Origin of the sequence: Mycobacterium asiaticum, assembly GCF_001673315.1 — a bacterium.
Classification (GTDB): Bacteria; Actinomycetota; Actinomycetes; order Mycobacteriales; family Mycobacteriaceae; genus Mycobacterium; species Mycobacterium asiaticum_B.
The window spans coordinates 23,117-40,411 of sequence record NZ_LZLQ01000024.1; the positions used below are offsets into that span (position 1 = coordinate 23,117).

Annotated in this window: 15 protein-coding genes and 2 pseudogenes; 10 read left to right on the plus strand and 7 right to left on the minus strand. The window is 65.6% G+C overall.

What is annotated here, in order from left to right; genetic code table 11:
• The first annotated feature begins 18 nt into the window (after positions 1-18).
• A complete protein-coding gene (locus tag A5636_RS03835) occupies positions 19-1,512 on the plus strand; it encodes an acetyl-coenzyme A carboxylase carboxyl transferase subunits beta/alpha (protein ID WP_065157374.1) in 1,494 nt (497 codons plus the stop codon).
• 13 nt (positions 1,513-1,525) lie between these two features.
• Here A5636_RS03835 and A5636_RS03840 read toward each other — a convergent pair whose 3' ends face one another.
• Entirely contained in the window at positions 1,526-2,071 is a 546-nt protein-coding gene (locus tag A5636_RS03840; protein WP_065157375.1) for a TetR family transcriptional regulator, read from the minus strand.
• Positions 2,072-2,174: 103 nt separating this feature from the next.
• Between A5636_RS03840 and A5636_RS03845 the strand changes: the two genes are divergently transcribed.
• The 5 genes from A5636_RS03845 (at position 2,175) to A5636_RS03865 (ending at position 8,283) form a co-directional block, all read left to right on the plus strand.
• Positions 2,175-3,314 carry an FAD-dependent monooxygenase gene (locus A5636_RS03845; protein ID WP_065157376.1) on the plus strand — a complete coding sequence of 380 codons (1,140 nt, stop codon included), beginning with the start codon at positions 2,175-2,177 and terminating at the stop codon, positions 3,312-3,314.
• A gap of 161 nt (positions 3,315-3,475) precedes the next feature.
• The gene (locus tag A5636_RS03850; protein ID WP_065157377.1) at positions 3,476-4,090 is read left to right on the plus strand and encodes a TetR/AcrR family transcriptional regulator; all 615 of its coding nucleotides are present in this window, start codon (positions 3,476-3,478) and stop codon (positions 4,088-4,090) included.
• Between the two features lie 83 nt (positions 4,091-4,173).
• On the plus strand, positions 4,174-5,844 hold the full coding sequence (locus A5636_RS03855; protein WP_065157378.1) for an FAD-binding dehydrogenase: 1,671 nt from the start codon (positions 4,174-4,176) through the stop codon (positions 5,842-5,844).
• 371 nt (positions 5,845-6,215) lie between these two features.
• Positions 6,216-6,917 (plus strand): two-component system response regulator PrrA, encoded by a 702-nt coding sequence (prrA, locus tag A5636_RS03860; RefSeq protein ID WP_065157379.1) that lies wholly within the window; start codon positions 6,216-6,218, stop codon positions 6,915-6,917.
• Between the two features lie 25 nt (positions 6,918-6,942).
• Complete coding sequence (locus A5636_RS03865) at positions 6,943-8,283, plus strand: HAMP domain-containing sensor histidine kinase (RefSeq protein WP_065157533.1); 1,341 nt, start codon at positions 6,943-6,945, stop codon at positions 8,281-8,283.
• Positions 8,284-8,295: 12 nt separating this feature from the next.
• Here the strand turns inward: A5636_RS03865 and arfC (A5636_RS03870) are convergent, their stop codons facing one another.
• Positions 8,296-9,015, minus strand: a complete 720-nt coding sequence (gene arfC, locus A5636_RS03870; RefSeq protein ID WP_437339797.1) for a channel accessory protein ArfC, sunset domain variant — start codon at positions 9,013-9,015, stop codon at positions 8,296-8,298.
• 3 nt (positions 9,016-9,018) lie between these two features.
• A pseudogene (gene arfC, locus A5636_RS27805) lies at positions 9,019-9,168 on the minus strand (channel accessory protein ArfC); the annotation flags it as partial.
• A gap of 464 nt (positions 9,169-9,632) precedes the next feature.
• Here arfC (A5636_RS27805) and A5636_RS25975 point away from each other — a divergent pair.
• Positions 9,633-10,637, plus strand: a complete 1,005-nt coding sequence (locus tag A5636_RS25975) for a hypothetical protein (protein ID WP_155763578.1) — start codon at positions 9,633-9,635, stop codon at positions 10,635-10,637.
• A 171-nt stretch (positions 10,638-10,808) separates the two neighbouring features.
• Here the strand turns inward: A5636_RS25975 and A5636_RS27810 are convergent.
• Together A5636_RS27810 and arfA are read right to left on the minus strand one after the other, a co-directional pair.
• A pseudogene (locus A5636_RS27810) lies at positions 10,809-10,889 on the minus strand (hypothetical protein); the annotation flags it as partial.
• 11 nt (positions 10,890-10,900) lie between these two features.
• Complete coding sequence (gene arfA / locus A5636_RS03885; protein ID WP_437339798.1) at positions 10,901-11,806, minus strand: channel-forming protein ArfA/OmpATb; 906 nt, start codon at positions 11,804-11,806, stop codon at positions 10,901-10,903.
• Between the two features lie 205 nt (positions 11,807-12,011).
• Here arfA and A5636_RS03890 point away from each other — a divergent pair, with 205 nt between their 5' ends.
• Positions 12,012-12,275 (plus strand): DUF2630 family protein, encoded by a 264-nt coding sequence (locus A5636_RS03890; protein ID WP_065157382.1) that lies wholly within the window; start codon positions 12,012-12,014, stop codon positions 12,273-12,275.
• Positions 12,272-13,840 (plus strand): phytoene desaturase family protein, encoded by a 1,569-nt coding sequence (locus A5636_RS03895; RefSeq protein WP_253900494.1) that lies wholly within the window; start codon positions 12,272-12,274, stop codon positions 13,838-13,840. The genes A5636_RS03890 and A5636_RS03895 overlap by 4 nt, the downstream gene beginning before the upstream one ends.
• On the opposite strand, the gene A5636_RS03900 is transcribed toward A5636_RS03895, so the two are convergent.
• Positions 13,837-15,129 carry a citrate synthase gene (locus A5636_RS03900; protein WP_065157384.1) on the minus strand — a complete coding sequence of 431 codons (1,293 nt, stop codon included), beginning with the start codon at positions 15,127-15,129 and terminating at the stop codon, positions 13,837-13,839. The genes A5636_RS03895 and A5636_RS03900 overlap by 4 nt on opposite strands.
• A gap of 345 nt (positions 15,130-15,474) precedes the next feature.
• Between A5636_RS03900 and A5636_RS03905 the strand changes: the two genes are divergently transcribed.
• A complete protein-coding gene (locus tag A5636_RS03905) occupies positions 15,475-16,947 on the plus strand; it encodes a PE family protein (protein ID WP_065157385.1) in 1,473 nt (490 codons plus the stop codon).
• Positions 16,948-17,032: 85 nt separating this feature from the next.
• Here A5636_RS03905 and A5636_RS03910 read toward each other — a convergent pair whose 3' ends face one another.
• Positions 17,033-17,293, minus strand: coding sequence for a hypothetical protein (locus A5636_RS03910; RefSeq protein WP_155763580.1), 261 nt, complete (start codon positions 17,291-17,293; stop codon positions 17,033-17,035).
• Between the last annotated feature and the right edge of the window lie 2 nt (positions 17,294-17,295).

Sequence of the window (17,295 nt, forward strand, 5' to 3'; positions counted from 1 at the left end):
ATATATAGCCTCACACCTGTGAGCCGTATCACGACCGACCAACTGCGCGAAGCGGTACTCGACGAGGGGTCCTACGTCAGCTGGGACAGCGCCCCGGTCGCGGTGCCAATGTCGCCGTCCTACGCGCGCGAGCTGGCCGCTGCCCGGGAGGCCACGGGTCGCGACGAATCGGTATCGACCGGGGAAGGGCTCATCCACGGCCGCCGGGTGGCGGTCGTGGTCTGCGACTTCGCGTTCCTCGCCGGTTCGATCGGGGTGGCGGCCGCCGAACGGATCACCGCCGCCGTGGAGCGTGCCACGGCCGAACGGTTGCCGTTGCTGGCCTCACCGAGTTCCGGCGGCACCCGCATGCAGGAGGGTACGGTCGCTTTCCTGCAGATGGTGAAGATCGCCGCGGCCGTCCGGCTACACCGCCAGGCACACCTTCCCTACCTCGTCTACTTACGCAACCCGACCACTGGCGGGGTGTTCGCGTCATGGGGCTCGCTCGGCCACGTCACCGTCGCCCAGCCGGGCGCCCTCATCGGATTCCTCGGCCCGCGGGTCTACGAGCTGCTCTACGGCGAGCCGTTCCCGCCGGGTGTCCAGACCGCGGAGAACCTGCACCGCTATGGGTTGATCGACGGTGTCGTCGCCCTCGACGAGTTGCGCGCGACGCTGGACCGGGCGCTGACGGTGATCGCCGACTCTCCCGTGCCCCCGCCGGACGCACCACCCCCCAGCCCCCTGCCGGACGTTCCGACCTGGGACTCGGTGGTCGCGTCCCGCCGCCCTGACAGACCCGACGTGCGCCAGCTGTTGCACCACGGCGCCACCGACCGGGTGCTGCTCTCGGGAACCGGTCAGGGTGAAGCAGCGACCACCCTGCTGGCCCTGGCCCGTTTCGACGGCCAGCCGGTGGTCGTGCTCGGCCAGCAACGAATGGAAGCCGGCGGCGGCAACGCCGTGGGGCCTGGTTCGCTGCGGGAGGCGCGTCGCGGTATGGCTTTGGCAGCCGAGCTCCGGCTGCCGCTGGTACTGGTGATCGACACCGCCGGCCCGGCCCTGACGGCCGAAGCCGAGCAGGGCGGACTCGCCGGACAAATCGCCCAGTGCCTGGCCGACCTGGTCACGCTGGACACCCCGACGGTGTCGGTGCTGCTCGGCCAGGGCAGCGGGGGGCCTGCGCTGGCGATGGTGCCCGCGGACCGGGTGCTGGCAGCGCTGCACGGCTGGCTGGCGCCGATCCCGCCGGAGGGGGCCAGCGCGATCGTCTTCCGGGACATCGCCCATGCGCCCGAACTTGCTGCTGCACAGGGCATCCGGTCAGCTGATCTCTTGGCGTCGGGGATCGTCGATGCCATCGTGCCCGAGCGCCCCGATGCCGCCGACGAACCGGTGGAATTCTGCCGTCGACTGTCGGCAGCCATCGCCATCGAAGTGCACAACCTGCGCGGGTTACCCGACACTCAGCGACTTGCGGCGCGCTTGCAGCGTTACCGACGCATTGGCCTGCCACCCCGCACTGGCTGACGCCGGCCCAAACTCAGTCGTCCAGGTATCGCTGGATTGTCGGTCCGAGCCACTCGACCACCTCGGTACGGCTCATGCCGACAACGGGCGGAAGTCGTAACACGTAGCGGCACAACGCCAATCCCAGCACTTGCGTGGCGATCAGTCCGGCCCGTTTCGCCGCCTGGCCGGGCGGTACCCGGTCGGCGACCATCGGCCGCAATTGTCTGCCGAAGATCTCCCGCATCCGTTGGGCTGCGTCGTCGTTCGTGGCACTGGAACGCAACAGGATGATCAGCGCATCGTCACCACCCTCCCAGCGGCGCAAGAAGTGCTCCACCAGCAACCAACCCAGGCGCTCCCGGTCCGCTGCGGCGAAATCGGGTAACTGCAGATCGAACTCTGCTGCGGCGGCAAAGAGTCGATCTTTGTTGCCGAAGTACCGCATGACCATTGCGGGGTCCACCCCGGCGTCGGCAGCGATCGCCCGGATAGTGGCGGCCTGGAATCCAGCCGTCCGGAACCGTTCCCGGGCCGCGGCCAGGATCACGGCTTTGGTGTCCGACGATGATCGCCTCATGTCAACAACTGTAGGCCAACAGTCGTTGACATAGCGGCGGTGCCCCGCGCATGATGTTGGTATGCCAACAAGCGTTGACTTAGTGGCGTAGAGAGGAACTGCCATGAACGACACAGATGTCCTGGTAATTGGAGCCGGACCCACCGGACTAGCCCTTACCGCATCCCTGCATGCGCGCGGTATCCGCGCGCTGGTGGTCGACAGATTGCCCGCCGGCGCCAACACCTCGCGCGCGGCCGCTGTAAACGCCCGCAGCCTCGAGGTACTCGAAGAACTCGACGTATCGCGGCGCCTGGTCAAGGCTGGGCTCACCGCGCCTCGGTTCACCATGCGGCAGGGGGCTCAGGTACTGATCGCCGTCGACTTCAGCGGTCTTCCGACGCCTTATCCGTACACCCTGATGATCTCCCAGGCCGAGACCGAGCGACTGCTGGAGGAACGATTGAATGAATTGGGCGGCAGCGTTATCCGGCCTAAAGAGCTGAGCGGTGTCAGTCAGGACGCGACCGGGGTAACCGCCGTCTTCGAAGACGGCGACAGGATCCGCGCGTCCTACCTCGTCGGGGCAGACGGCATGCACAGCACGGTTCGCAGTCAGGCCGGCATCGGCTTCGGCGGTGGAGAATTCGCCGAGTCCTTCGCATTGGCCGACGTGCGGGTGGCCGGTGCGGCGCCGGTTGACGAGGTGATTCTCTTTTACGGCAACGAGGGCCTGAACGTACTGGCGCCGTTGCCGAGCGGTGTGTTCCGCATCGTGGCGCCGGCGGGCGATGTTCCCCAGGTTCCGACGAAAAAGTTTGTGCAGGACCTGTTGGATAACCGAGGCTTTGGGCCCGGGCGCACGGTCGTCACCGAGGTGTTGTGGGGATCGCGTTTCCGGATCCAACATCGCGTCGCCGATCGGTACCGGTCCGGCCGTCTCGTGCTCGCCGGCGACGCCGCCCACGTGCACAGCCCCGCCGGCGGGCAAGGCATGAACCTAGGCATCACCGATGCTGTGGCATTGGCCGGCACGCTTACCGAGATCTTGCAGGGCGGTTCGGACGAAGCACTCGACATCTACAGCGCGACGCAGCGTGCCCGTGCGCAGGAGGTACTGAAATTGACCGGACGCCTGACCAAGGTGTCGACGCTGCCGCGACAACTGCGGCCAGTCCGCAACTCGGTCATGCGAGTGAGCGCCCACGTGCCCGCGGTGCGGCGGCAGCTGGCATGGCGGCTGAGCGGACTTGTGTATCGGTGACAAAACCCACCGGTGACCCACCGGTGCCAATCGCACTGCCAGCGGGTAATCGACAGACACCAGCACGCGATCACCATCCTGCGGGCCGCGTGCCAGTGGGACAACGCGAATCCGATGTGGCAATGTATCTGTTTAGGCCTGAAGTCGGGAGGGGACCAGGGATGCCGTCAACGACAACCGCGCCGAACAAGCCAGTGCGGGTAACCAAGCGCCGCGCTGAAACCCGTGCCCGGCTCATCAGGGCAGCCTTCGGCGTCTTCGCCGAAAAGGGATACGGACACGTGACCATCGAGGACGTGTGCGAAGCGGCAGGCTACACCCGAGGCGCGTTCTACTCGCAGTTCGAAAGCCTCGAGGAATTGTTCTTCCTGCTGTACGACGAGTGGGCCGCCCGCACCGCCGATCAGGTTCGCACCGCGATGGAGGGCAGCGATCCCGCCTCCGACCTGACCGGAGTGGTCGAACGAATCGTGGACACGTTGCTACTGGAACGCGACTGGCTGCTGATCAAGTTCGACTTCTTGCTATATGCGGCGCGCAAACCCGAGTTGGCGCACCGTTGGGAAACCCACCGCGCGCAATTGCGCAAAGTCATCGAGGAACGGCTGACTGCCAGCGGCATCGACTTTCACCCGTCGGCCAAGAACGCCGCCGACACCGCCCGAGCCATCATCGCCGCCTACGACGGGGTCAGCGTCCAGCTGCTATTGGACAGTGACCAAGTCGCGGCCCGCGCATGGCTCACACAGTTGATGAGTGTCGTGCTGACCCGGTGATCGCACTGACGACGACACCTAGATACATTTATGTATATGATACATTGACGTATCAATACTGATCGTGGGAAAGGTGTCACATCGTGGACGCGGATGTCATCGTCATCGGTGCTGGACTGTCTGGCCTGGTCGCCGCTCACGAACTCACCCGAAGCGGCAAGAAGGTCGCGATCATCGACCAAGAAAACGAGGCCAACCTGGGCGGGCAGGCCTTTTGGTCGTTCGGCGGACTCTTTCTGGTCGATACCCCCGAACAGCGACACCTGGGTATCAAGGACTCGCTGGAACTGGCATGGAGCGACTGGTGCGGCAGTGCGGCGTTTGACCGCCTCGACGACGAAGACTCGTGGGCTGAGAAGTGGGCTCGCGCCTATGTCGAGTTCGCGGCCGGTGAGAAACGCTCTTACCTGACCGACCTCGGCATCAAGTTGCTGCCCACCGTCGGCTGGGCCGAGCGCGGGGATCTGCGTGCCCAAGGGCACGGGAACTCGGTCCCGCGATTCCACATTGCTTGGGGCACCGGGACAGGAGTGGTCGAGCCGTTCGTGAACTCGGCCCGACGGGCCGCCGAAGATGGGCTGGTGACTTTCCATCACCGGCACCGGGTAGACGAGTTGATCTACACCGACGGTGCGGTCACCGGGGTCAAAGGCGTCGTCCTGGCGGCCGACGACGCGATACGGGGCGCGTCGTCCAACCGTGACCAGGTTGGTGAGTTCGAGCTGTCGGCACCAGCGGTGATCATCACCACCGGTGGGATCGGCGCCAACCACGAGATGGTGCGACGCTATTGGCCGGACCGCTTGGGCACCCCGCCGTCGTCGATGATCACCGGCGTACCCGCGTACGTCGACGGCCGCATGCTCGACATCGCCCAAGACAGCGGTGTTCGGCTGGTCAATCGGGACCGGATGTGGCACTACACCGAAGGCGTCAACAACTGGGACCCGGTCTGGCCAAAGCATGCGATCCGAATCATTCCCGGGCCGTCTTCGATGTGGTTCGACGCCCTCGGCCGACGGCTGCCCGCACCCTGCCTGCCGGGCTACGACACTCTAGGCACGCTGAAGCATCTCCGCACCGACCCGGACATCGCGAAATACGACTACTCCTGGTTCATCCTGAACCAGAAGATCATCAAGAAGGAATTCGCGCTCTCAGGCTCGGAGCAGAACCCCGACATCACCGGTAAGAGCCTGATGGCCGTCCTTCAGGAACGCTTCTTCAACAGAGACGCCACCGGCCCGGTAGAGGCGTTCAAGACCCACGGCACCGACTTCACCGTCGCCGACAATCTCGAAGAACTGATCGAGAAGATGAATGCTTTGACCGACGAGCCCCTGCTCGACGCGGCGAAAATCCGCTCGCAGATCGAAGCCCGGGACCTTCAGGTCGCCAACCCGTTCTGCAAGGACGTGCAGGTGCAGGGCATCCGCAACGCGCGGCGCGCGCTCGGCGATCGGTTAGGGCGGGTCGCTGCGCCGCACCGCATCCTGGACCCCAAAGCCGGACCTCTGATCGCGGCACGACTACACATCCTGACGCGAAAGACATTGGGCGGCATACAAACCGACCTATCATCGCGGGCGATCGGCAACGACGGTCAGCCGATTCGCGGCCTGTACGCGGCCGGGGAGGTAGCCGGCTTCGGTGGTGGCGGTGTGCACGGATACAACGCGCTGGAGGGGACATTCCTCGGCGGTTGCATCTTCTCCGGACGCGCCGCCGGACGCGGCGCCGCCCAAGACATCTGAGCGCGGCGGCCATCGCAGTTCAACCGTGACCCGTCGAGCGCCGGACCCGCCGATGACCGCCTAGTGAAAACGTGAAATCCTAACGGCGACAATCGAACCGAGAGGGCGAGCATCCCCGCAGCAACGATCCTGGGCGCCCATGCCGCTGTCCACGGCGGATTGGTCTGCCGTCCCGCTGCCGCAGCCGATCGGACAACGAATACCCTTCTCCGCCAGATGATTTCGACGATAACGCGGGGGAACACACCGGGCGGTGGCTAGGTAGCGTCAAAACGGAGCCCCGTCGCCAAAAAGGTGTTTCCCACGGGGGCGATATCGCCTCAGCCTCGCGCCTCCCACCGACGTCGGCCACAATCAGGCAAGATGGGCCCATGGACACTGGTGTGAACTCACCTCGGGTCTTGGTCGTTGACGACGACTCCGACGTGCTTGCCTCGCTGGAGCGCGGTTTGCGGTTGTCCGGATTCGAGGTGTCAACCGCGGTCGACGGCGCCGAGGCTCTGCGCAGCGCGACCGAGACCAGGCCGGACGCGATCGTGCTCGACATCAATATGCCGGTGCTGGACGGCGTGAGTGTGGTCACGGCCTTGCGCGCGATGGACAACGACGTACCGGTGTGCGTGCTCAGCGCCCGCAGTTCGGTGGACGACAGGGTGGCCGGCCTGGAGGCCGGCGCCGACGACTACCTGGTCAAGCCGTTCGTGCTGGCCGAACTGGTGGCGCGGGTCCGCGCGCTGCTGCGACGACGCGGCTCCACTGCCACGTCGTCGTCGGAAACCATCACCGTCGGCCCGCTCGAAGTGGACATTCCAGGTCGCCGTGCCCGCGTCAACGGCGTCGACGTCGACCTGACCAAGCGGGAGTTCGATCTGCTCGCCGTGCTGGCCGAGCACAAGACGGCGGTCTTGTCGCGCGCCCAACTACTCGAACTTGTGTGGGGTTACGACTTCGCCGCCGACACCAACGTCGTCGACGTCTTCATCGGATATCTGCGGCGCAAGCTGGAGGCCAACGGTGGCCCGCGCCTGCTGCACACCGTCCGGGGAGTCGGGTTCGTGCTCCGAATGCAATGAGTGCGGTAGGTGCCCCATGGTGGCGATGAATTTCCTGTCCCGAATTTTCGCGCGCACGCCCTCCCTCCGGACTCGAGTGGTGGTCGCCACGGTCATCGGTGCGGCCATCCCAGTACTGATCGTCGGTGCAGTGGTGTGGGTGGGCATCACCAAGGACCGCAAGGAACGGCTGGACCGCCGGCTGGACGAGGCTGCGGGTTTCGCGATCCCGTTCGTGCCGCGGGGGCTGGACGAGATCCCCCGCTCCCCCAACGACCACGACGCCCTCATCACGGTCCGCCGCGGCAACGTGATCAAGTCGAGTTCTGATATCACGCTGCCCAGACTGCAGGCCGACTACGGCGACACCTTCATCCACGGGGTGCGTTACCGGGTGCGCACTGTGGAGATCCCGGGGCCGGAACCCACCTCGCTGGCCGTCGGTGCGACGTATGACGCGACGTATGCCGAGACCAACAACCTGCATCGACGAGTGCTGCTGATCTGTGGTTTCGCCATCAGCGCGGCGGCCGTGTTCGCCTGGCTGCTGGCCGCTTTCGCAGTGCGTCCGTTCAAACAACTAGCCGAGCAGACCCGATCGATCGATGCGGGCGATGAGGCGCCGCGGGTCGAAGTGCACGGCGCCAGTGAGGCGGTCGAGATCGCCGAGGCCATGCGAGGCATGCTGCAACGCATCTGGAACGAACAGAACCGAACGCAAGAGGCGCTGGCGTCGGCGCGTGACTTCGCGGCGGTTTCCTCGCACGAATTGCGCACACCGCTGACGGCGATGCGCACCAATCTCGAAGTGCTTTCCACTCTTGATCTGCCCGACGACCAACGCAAAGAAGTGCTCAACGACGTTATCCGCACCCAGTCGCGGATCGAGGCCACGCTCAGCGCGCTGGAGCGGCTGGCCCAGGGCGAACTATCCACCTCCGATGACCATGTGCCGGTCGACATCACCGACTTGCTCGACCGTGCCGCCCACGACGCCACGCGCATCTATCCGGACCTGGACGTGTCCCTGGTGCCGTCGCCGACATGCATCATCGTCGGGATGCCGGCTGGATTGCGGCTGGCCGTGGACAACGCGATCGCCAATGCCGTCAAGCACGGCGGTGCGACCCGGGTGCAGTTGTCGGCGGTCAGTTCGCGCGCTGGTGTTGAGATCGCTGTCGACGACGACGGCTCCGGAGTGCCCGAGGAAGAGCGCCTGGTGGTGTTCGAGCGCTTCTCACGGGGATCGACGGCCTCGCATTCAGGCTCCGGACTCGGACTGGCATTGGTCGCCCAGCAGGCGCACCTGCACGGCGGGACCGCGTCATTGGAGAACAGCCCGCTCGGTGGCGCGCGGATGATATTGCGCCTGCCGGGCCCCAGCTGAACTTCCCGGCCTCTACTTCTTGCGGGTGCTCTTGCTCCACGCCGTGAAAAACGCCCGCGCGGCGAACTCCTCGTTCTGAAACCAGACCTGAGCCTCGATGTCGTCGTAGTCCGGGTCGCCGGGGGTGTAGAAGAGGCGCGAGTCGGTGCGACCTTTGACCGGCCAGTCCTCTGGCCCGCTGCCGTCCGGGCTGGCTCGCATGGAGCCCGGCCCGTAGGGCGCGTAGGGCATCAGTGGGGGTAACACCAAGGTGGGTGTATCGTCGCTGATCGGAATCTTGTTGGTCGCAGGATCTTTCGACCGCGGGATCCGCTTGGTTGGTGCGCCTTGCGGCCTCGGCCGCGGCCTCGCCTTGGTGGGCGCGCCCTTCTTGGCCGGCACCTTCTTGGCCGGAACTTTTCTGGCCGCCGCCTTCTTGGCCGGCACCTTCTTGACGACGGGAATACGCTGCGTCGCAGGGTCTTTGGCGACCGGGATCCTCTCCGTAGGAGCATCCCTGATCATTGAGATTCTTTCCGTGACAGGGTCTCCGGTAACTGGAATGTCGCCCGTCGCAACCTCTTTGGTGGTGCGCTTCCTCGGTGGTGCTTTTGTTACGGCCTTCTTGGTCGGTGGTCCCGTTTCGGCGGCCGGGATCTTCTTGGTCGGCGCCTCGGCGGGAGGTGCTCTCATCACCGGCGGGCTGGGTTCCTGGGGTGTCGGGGTCGGCTCCACCAGGGCCCAGGCCGGCATTTGCACTTTGGCGGGCCGGACCAGCAACGCGAACGTCAGCGCCATTCCCAACGCGAAGGACAGGGCGGCCAGCCACCAGTGCACGTGGTCGCTCACCTTCTGACCTCGATCCCCGGCCACTGGGAAGGCGGGCCAGGCCAACGCGGCTGCCACAGCTCGGGCTCCGGCTCACGCTCTTCGGACTCGGACGCCACGGGTTCCGACTTGGCAATGTCCGGTTCAGGTTCGGATGCAACCGGCTCAGGCTCGGGTGCAACCGGCTCGGGATCGAGTGCAACCGGCTCAGGCTCGGGTGCAACCGGCTCAGGCTCGGACTGGCGTCTGGGCGGCGGCTCAGGCTCGGATGTCCCAAGATCGAATCCCTGCCATGAAGCCGGAGCGCTAGGCCACTGCGGCTGCGACACCTTCCTTGCGACCGGCTCATCAGCGGTTGGTGACTCGGCGACCGCCGACGCGAGGTCGGGTTCGGGTTCGGGCTCGGGTTGGGGTTCAGGGGCCGGCTCGGGTTCGGGGGCCCGCTCGGGCTCACGGGCCGGCTCGGGCTGGGGAGCCGGCCTGGACTCCGCTGTCCAAAGGTCGAATCCGTGCCATTGCCCCGCAGCGCTAGGCCACTGCGGTTGCGCTACTTCCGTCGCCGGATCCTCTGTCGCCGGGGACTCGGCGATTTCTGGTTCGACTTCAAGCTTCGCGGGCTCGGACTGGGGCTCGGGCTCGGACTGGGGCTCGGGCTCCGGCTCGATTTCGGGCTCCGCGAACACAACCTCCGCAGAGACGGGCTCCACCTCGGGCTCGGGCTCGGGCTCCGCGGACACAGGCTCCGGCTCTGGTTCCGGTTCGAGTTCAAGCTACGCGGGCTCGGGATGGGGCACTGGCTCTGGCTCGAAGTCGGGCTCCGCGAACACAGGCTCCGGCTCCGGTTCGGGCTCCGCGGACACGGGCTCCGGCTCCGGTTCGGGCTCCGCGAACACGGGCTCCGGCTCGAATTCAGGCTCCGCGGACACGGGCTCCGGCTCGAATTCAGGCTCCGCGGACACGGGCTCCGGTTCGAGTTCAAGCTTCGCGGGCTCGGGTTCCGGCTCGAATTCGGGCTCCGCGAACACGGGCTCCGGCTCCGGTTCGGGCTCCGCGAACACGGGCTCCGGCTCCGGTTCGGGCTCCGGCTCCGGCTCTGGTTGCGGTTCGAGTTCAAGCGTCGCGGGCTCGGGATGGGGCTCTGGCACTGCCTCTGGCTCGAAGTCGGGCTCCGCGAACACCGGCTCCGGCTCTGGCTGGGCGGACACGGGTTCCGGCTCGAACTCGCGCTCCGCAGACACGGGGTCCGGCTCCGGCACGAACTCGGACTCCGCGGACACCGGCTCCGGCTCTGGTTCCAGCTCGGATTCGCGCTCAGCGGACACACGCTCCGGCTCGGAGACGAACTCGGGCTCTGCGGACACGGGCTCCGCTTCCGACCCGGGTTCCGGCTCAGGCTCCGCCGCGGGCTCGAACTCCGGCGACACGGACCTAAACTCCGATTCGTCCTCAGCGGTCGGGGTCACCTGCGGCTCGGACGCAGTCTCTGCCGCGACAGGCTCCGCCTCCGTCGGCCCCGGGCCAGCGTCAGCCACTGCCGCAGCGGCTAAGGGCTCCCGCTCTACCGCCTCAGACTCGCCCGACCGCTGCGACGCCGACTCGGACCACTGCGGTGCCGTCACGTCGGGCGTCGTTCCAGCACCATCCCCTACCGGAAGGTCGGACACCGGCTGAGAGACCTCCGGCGCAGCTTCAACCGGCTGGGCGCCGGCCCTCCGCGTCAGCGCGACGATTCCGTAGGCCGCGGCCGAACCAGCCACGAAGGCAGCCAGGTACACCAGCCACTGGATCAAAAAACCCATGCTCGTCCCCCCTAGCTGACCACGATCTCGACGCGGCGGTTCTTGGCGCGACCGTCCTCCGTGTCGTTGCTGGCGATCGGACTGGCCGACCCGAGACCCTTGGCGGTGACGTGGTCGCGGGCCACACCGTTCGCGATGAGGTACTCGGCGACCGCGGTGGCCCGCTGGTTACTCAACGGAATGTTCATCGCTTCGACGCCGCTGTTGTCGGCGTAGCCGTTGATGGTGACCCGCGCGTCGGGACATGACTTGAGTTTGTCAGCCACCTTGATCAACATCTGTTTGTCTTCGGTGGTGAGGACGAGGCCGTCGTTACCGAAAGCGAGCGGTCCTCCGGTCATCGCGTTGATCGCGGCTTGCAGGTCGTTGCAGGAGGGGGTCCCCGGTGCGGGCGTAGACGGGGCGCCCGGCGTGATCTGCCCCCTGGTGGCGATTTTGCTGCTGATGCTCACGTCGGGCCAGGCGCCGGCCGCCGCACGCTCGACCGCGGCCTTCTGTTCGGGCGACGGGGCGGTGCCACTCATGGTGACGGTGTCCTGTTCAACCCTCAGAGTGAAGTCAGGGATCGGCGCTCCGGCACTGAAGACGGGTTCAGCCGCGGCGAAATCGAGAGCGCGCACCGGAAGATCAATACGGATCTGGTCGACCACGTTGACACCTGGCGCCAACATTGCGCGTAGGGACTGCATCAATGTCGCCTTGGCGGCCGCGTCGGGGAAATCGCCGATCAAGGTGATGCTGTTGCCGTTGCGGCTGATCGACAGCAGCGATAACGGTCGGTTCCCAGCGCTGGGAGTAGCGACGGGACTGGTAACAGTGGGCAGGTCGCCGGTGGGTCCGTTGACGCCGCTCGGCCGCTCATACGCCCCGTAACCGATCATTGCGAGCAGGATCGGGATCGCTGCGACGCCGATCAACCAGAGCCGGACGAGCTGCCGACGGTCGACTCTTGGGGTGGGCTCGCCGCTGCTTTGCTCGGCGGCGGGCGCGACTGGTTCGTCGACGCCCACTTCTGCCCCCACCATCGCTCCTCACTGATACCGGCTTGTTGCCCTTTCCAGGCGTTATGAAGCCTACCGAGTCCACCCCGGTGTACTGGCCATTGTCGGGCACACTGGAGCAATGGGTAACGGCAGGAAATCAGTAGACAACGAGACCTTGGCGCACATCCAGGACCTGGTCGCCGAAGAGAAAGCACTGCGTGCTGCCCTGCAGGACGGTGAAATCAGCGAGTCAGAGGAACACCGGCAACTGCGCCGCGTCGAAGTCGAACTCGACCAGTGCTGGGACCTGCTGCGGCAGCGACGGGCGCTGCGTGAGACCGGCGGCGACCCACGCGAAGCGGCGGTGCGTCCGGGCGACGAGGTCGAGGGCTACCTCAACTGACGCGGGCTGATCACGATGTAATCATCGTGGGCGGCGGTCACAACGGCCTGGTCGCGGCCGGTTATCTGGCCCGCGCGGGCCTGCGGGTGCATCTGCTCGAACGGTTGGCGCACGTCGGCGGGGCCGCGGTGTCGACTCAGCTCTTCGAGGGCGTCGACGTCCGCCTGTCGCGCTACTCGTATCTTGTCAGCCTGCTCCCGCCGCGCATCCTGGCCGACCTTGGTGCCCAGGTGCGTTTGCTGACGCGACCCTATTCGTCCTATACCCCGGATCCCGCAACGGCTGGACGCGCCGGCCTGCTGGTCGGATCCACGAGCACCTTCGGGGCGATCGGAGCGGCGGGCGACGAGCAGGGATTCGCCGCCTTCTACCGCCGCTGTCGGTTGGTGACCCGGCCACTCTGGCCCACGCTGCTGGAACCGCTGCGCACCCGCGAGCAAGCCCGCCGTCTCGTCCTAGCCGGCGGAGACCGGGACACCGCGGCCGCCTGGCACGCGATGACCGACGAGCCCATCGGTCATGCGATCACCAGCATGGTGCGCAACGACCTGGTCCGCGGGGTTGTCGCCACGGATGCGCTGATCGGCACCTTCGCTCGCCTGGATGAGCCTTCGCTGGTGCAGAACAAATGCTTTCTGTACCACGTGCTTGGCGGCGGTACCGGCGAGTGGAACGTGCCTGTCGGCGGAATGGGTGCGGTGTCGTCGGCTCTGGCGACCGCAGCCATCCGTCACGGAGCCGAAATCACTACCGGCGCAGATGTTTTCGCCATCAGCCCGGACGGCGAGGTGCACTACCGCAATGACGGTGACGAGCATCGGGTTCACGGCCGGTTCGTCCTGGCCGGCGTGAGCCCGGCGGTGCTGGCCGAACTACTCGGTGAACCGGCACCGGCACTGGCACCGGGCTCCCAGATCAAGGTCAACATGGTGCTGCGCCGCTTGCCCGGACTGCGGGATCCCCACGTCCGTCCGGACCAGGCCTTCGCCGGGACCTTTCACGTCAACCAGACGTGGTCGCAACTCGACGCCGGATACGTGCGGGCATCAGCAGGACAGGTGCCGGACCCGGTGCCCTGCGAGGCTTACTGCCACTCACTGACCGACCCGAGCATCGTCGGAAGCGGTCATCGTGGGGTCCAGACCATGACGGTGTTCGGTCTGCACGCACCGCACTCCACGTTTGGGTCCCTAGACCCCGCCGAGTTGCGCCGACGGCTCACCGACTCGCTGCTCGCATCGCTGAATTCGGTTCTGGCCGAACCCATTCAGGATGAGCTACTGACCGACGCACACGGCCGTCCCTGCCTGGAGACGACGACCACCCTGGACCTGCAGCACGCTCTGCGGATGCCAGCGGGCAACATCTTTCACGGCGCGTTGTCGTGGCCGTTCGTGGACGACGACCCCTTGGACACGCCGGCGCGCCAGTGGGGGGTCGCCACCGAGCACCCGCGGATCATGGTGTGCGGTTCCGGCGCCCGCCGCGGCGGCGCGGTGTCGGGCATCGGCGGGCACAACGCCGCGATGGCGGTGTTAGCGGCGAGCCGACGGACGGACGCCTAGCGGCCGTCGATGCTGACGTAGTCGCGCTCGGTGTAACCGGTGTAGATCTGGCGCGGCCGGCCGATCTTGCTGTCGCCCTCGTCGTGCATCTCGCGCCAGTGCGCGATCCAGCCTGGGAGCCGTCCCAGCGCGAACAGCACGGTGAACATCCGCACCGGGAAGCCCAGCGCCCGGTAGATTAGGCCGGTGTAGAAGTCGACGTTCGGGTAGAGCTTGCGCTCGACGAAGTAGTCGTCGGTCAACGCCGCCTCTTCGAGTTGCTTGGCGATGTCCAGCAACGGGTCCCCGCCCAGCTTGGCCAGGATCTTGTCGGCCTGTTCCTTGACGATCCGGGCGCGCGGGTCGTAGTTCTTGTAGACACGGTGGCCGAAGCCCATCAGCTTGACGCCCTCTTCGCGGTTCTTGACCTTTCGGACGAACTCACCGACGTCGTCGCCGCTCTCGCGGATCTGCTCGAGCATCTCGAGCACCGCCTGGTTGGCGCCGCCGTGCAAAGGCCCCCACAGCGCGTTGATGCCACCGGAGATCGAGGTGAACAGGTTGGCCCGCGACGAACCCACCAGGCGCACCGTGGACGTCGAACAGTTCTGCTCGTGATCTGCGTGCAGGATGAACAGCATGTCCAGCGCCCGAACCACCTCGGGGTCGGGCTGGTAAGGCTCGGCCGGGAAACCGAACGTCATCCGCAGGAAGTTCTCCACCAGGGACAGCGAGTTGTCCGGGTAAAGGAACGGCTGGCCGACCGACTTCTTATAGGCGTAAGCGGCGATGGTCGGCAACTTGGCCAGCAACCGGATCGTGGACAGCTCGACCTGGTTGTTGTCCATCGGATCCAGGGCGTCCTGGTAGTACGCCGACAGGGCATTCACCACGCTGGACAGCACCGGCATCGGGTGCGCGTTGCGGGGGAAGCCGTCGAAGAACCGCTTCAGGTCCTCATGCAACATCGTGTGGCGCTGAATCCGCCCGGTGAACTCGGCCAGCTGGTCGGTGCTGGGCAGCTCTCCGTAGATCAACAGGTAGCTGACCTCGATGAAGGTCGACTTCTCCGCCAGCTGGTCGATCGGGTAGCCGCGGTAGCGGAGAATCCCCGCGTCACCGTCGATGTAGGTGATGGCACTCTTGCACGCCGCGGTGTTGACGAAGCCGTTGTCGAACGTGGTGTGTCCGGTCTTGGACAGCAGCGAACCCAGTGCGATGCCGTCAGCACCTTCGGTGGCGTGGGCAATCTCCAGGTCGATCTCGCCCCCCGGGTACTTCAGAGTTGCGGTGTCGTCGGTGTCGCCCACGAGAACCCCTTTGCGCTCAGGCTGATATGGCAGCTCGCCCTAGGTGCTGCACAGGTGCACTAGGTACGTATAGGTGAAGGTAGTCGTTATCGCGACGGCCTGCCTGCGCGGGGTCGGGGTCTGCGGGTCCGACATCTGGACGAGGAGCCGAAACTCCGGTCAACGTGCTGGTTGACGGGCTTCCCTTGGCCTATCTGGCTGCGGGACTGGCTAGATCTGCGGTGCCGGGAGGACGGGGTGCGGGTCCGTTCGCCGAGAGTTAAGTAGTCGGTTACTTAAGCCCGCAGTGTCGTATCGCGAGAGTCTGGCCTGGCAAAATCAACCACTTCGGCACGGGGGAAGCTCATGTCGTTCGTAACTGCAGCGCCCGATTTGATGATTGCGGCCGCTTCAAATCTGGCCAATATCGAGTCCGCGCTCAGCGCAGCCAATAATGTCGCAAACGCTCGAACGACGGCGCTGCTTGCCGCAGGTGCCGACGAGGTGTCGGAGGCCATCGCGGCTCTGTTTTCGGCACATGGTCGCGTCTACCGAGAGCTGAGCGCGCAGGCGGCGGGTTTCCACGACCGTTTTGTACGGACGCTGACCGGGGTGGCGAACGCGTACGCCGCGACTGACGCCGCCGCCGCTCAGGCACTGCCTGCCGCGAGCCTGCAAGAGGCGTTGACGAATCTTGGCGTCGGTAACCAGGGCACTTCCAACGTCGGCAACGGCAACATCGGCAACACCAATGTGGGCAACGGAAATATTGGCAACCAAAACATCGGCGGCGGCAACGCGGGTAACGCCAACGTAGGCAGCGGGAATACGGGCAGCGGAAATGTGGGGTCAGGCAACTTCGGTAGCGGCAACATCGGATTCGGAAACAACGGCGGCAGCGCCTTTCAACCGGGCAATAACAACGTGGGATTAGGGAACGCGGGTCACGACAACGTCGGCTTCGGCAACAGCGGCATCGGGAACCGGGGCGGCGGGAACACCGGCAATTTCAACACGGGCGCTGGAAACACCGGTAACAACAACTTTGGTTTCGGAAACAGCGGAAACAACAACATCGGAATCGGGCTCACCGGTGACCACCAAGTCGGTATAAATCTTCTTGGTCTGCTGAATTCTGGCAGCGGAAACATCGGCTTCGGGAACTCGGGCACGAACAACGTCGGGTTCTTCAACTCAGGCGACGGTAATGTCGGGATCTTCAACACCGGCTCGCATTTCGGTCAACTTCCGGGCATTCACAACAACTTTGGCGTTGGAAACTCAGGCGCCGGCAACTTCGGCATCGGCAACTCAGGCACCCTTAACAGCGGCGCTGGTAATTCGGGCACACTCAACACCGGCTTCGGCAACACGGGCGGTTACAACACCGGCTATGGAAACGCCGGCTATGTCAACTCCGGGTCCTGGAATGCGGGCTACTACAACACCGGCGACGGAAACTCCGGCGACATCAACACCGGTTTGTGGAATTCGGGCCACGCCAACACCGCCATCGGATCAGCGACCGATACTGGCCTGACCCGGTCTGGCTTCAATAACACGGGCAACAATGTGTCAGGCTTCGGAAACACTGGCGACCAGATATCGGGCCTTTTCAACACGGCCAAGGGTGGCAGCGTGGTGAACCACGCGATCTCGGGCATTTCCAACTTCGCGACCGGCGGTTCGGAGATCAACGGTCGGGTGTCCGGCTTCTTCAATACGACAGTCACTGCCCCGGTCGTGGGCCAGCCGATCGGCTTGTACAGCGCATTCAGTTCAGGACTATTCAATTTCGGTAGCGGTATAGCTGGCCTGTTCAGCATCGGTCGCCTGTGACGCCGCTTCCCAGGCAGCGCGACTGCCACCGTCGCATGAGGGATACGTCATGACAACAGATGCTGTTACCCCCACCGAGCGCAACCTATGGCGCCTCCGAACCACGCGCCCAGCGCGCGGCTATGCGGTGCACTTCCTCGTCGGAACCCACGACCTGCTGAATGACTCGCAGGGTCAGGTCGTAGTGCGTGGCCACCCAGCCGATGCCCCGTTCGCAGTCGACGCGCAGCAGAGTGCCGTCCTTCGCTCTGGCGTGGCCGGTCACGTGTGGAGCGATGCCTGTCAATCCCCCGGTATCCATCATCGATCCCTCTAGTTGAGTTGTGCTCCCTGAGGAAATCGTCATCC

What these genes read in the sequence shown, in the direction of transcription:
- A5636_RS03840 (WP_065157375.1), bottom strand. Translation starts at nt 2,071, where the DNA reads ATGAGGCGATCATCGTCGGACACCAAAGCCGTGATCCTGGCCGCGGCC.
- A5636_RS03845 (WP_065157376.1), top strand. Translation starts at nt 2,175, where the DNA reads ATGAACGACACAGATGTCCTGGTAATTGGAGCCGGACCCACCGGACTA.
- A5636_RS03850 (WP_065157377.1), top strand. Translation starts at nt 3,476, where the DNA reads ATGCCGTCAACGACAACCGCGCCGAACAAGCCAGTGCGGGTAACCAAG.
- prrA (WP_065157379.1), top strand. Translation starts at nt 6,216, where the DNA reads ATGGACACTGGTGTGAACTCACCTCGGGTCTTGGTCGTTGACGACGAC.
- A5636_RS03865 (WP_065157533.1), top strand. Translation starts at nt 6,943, where the DNA reads ATGAATTTCCTGTCCCGAATTTTCGCGCGCACGCCCTCCCTCCGGACT.
- arfC (WP_437339797.1), bottom strand. Translation starts at nt 9,015, where the DNA reads ATGCCGGCCTGGGCCCTGGTGGAGCCGACCCCGACACCCCAGGAACCC.
- A5636_RS03890 (WP_065157382.1), top strand. Translation starts at nt 12,012, where the DNA reads ATGGGTAACGGCAGGAAATCAGTAGACAACGAGACCTTGGCGCACATC.
- A5636_RS03905 (WP_065157385.1), top strand. Translation starts at nt 15,475, where the DNA reads ATGTCGTTCGTAACTGCAGCGCCCGATTTGATGATTGCGGCCGCTTCA.
- A5636_RS03910 (WP_155763580.1), bottom strand. Translation starts at nt 17,293, where the DNA reads ATGACGATTTCCTCAGGGAGCACAACTCAACTAGAGGGATCGATGATG.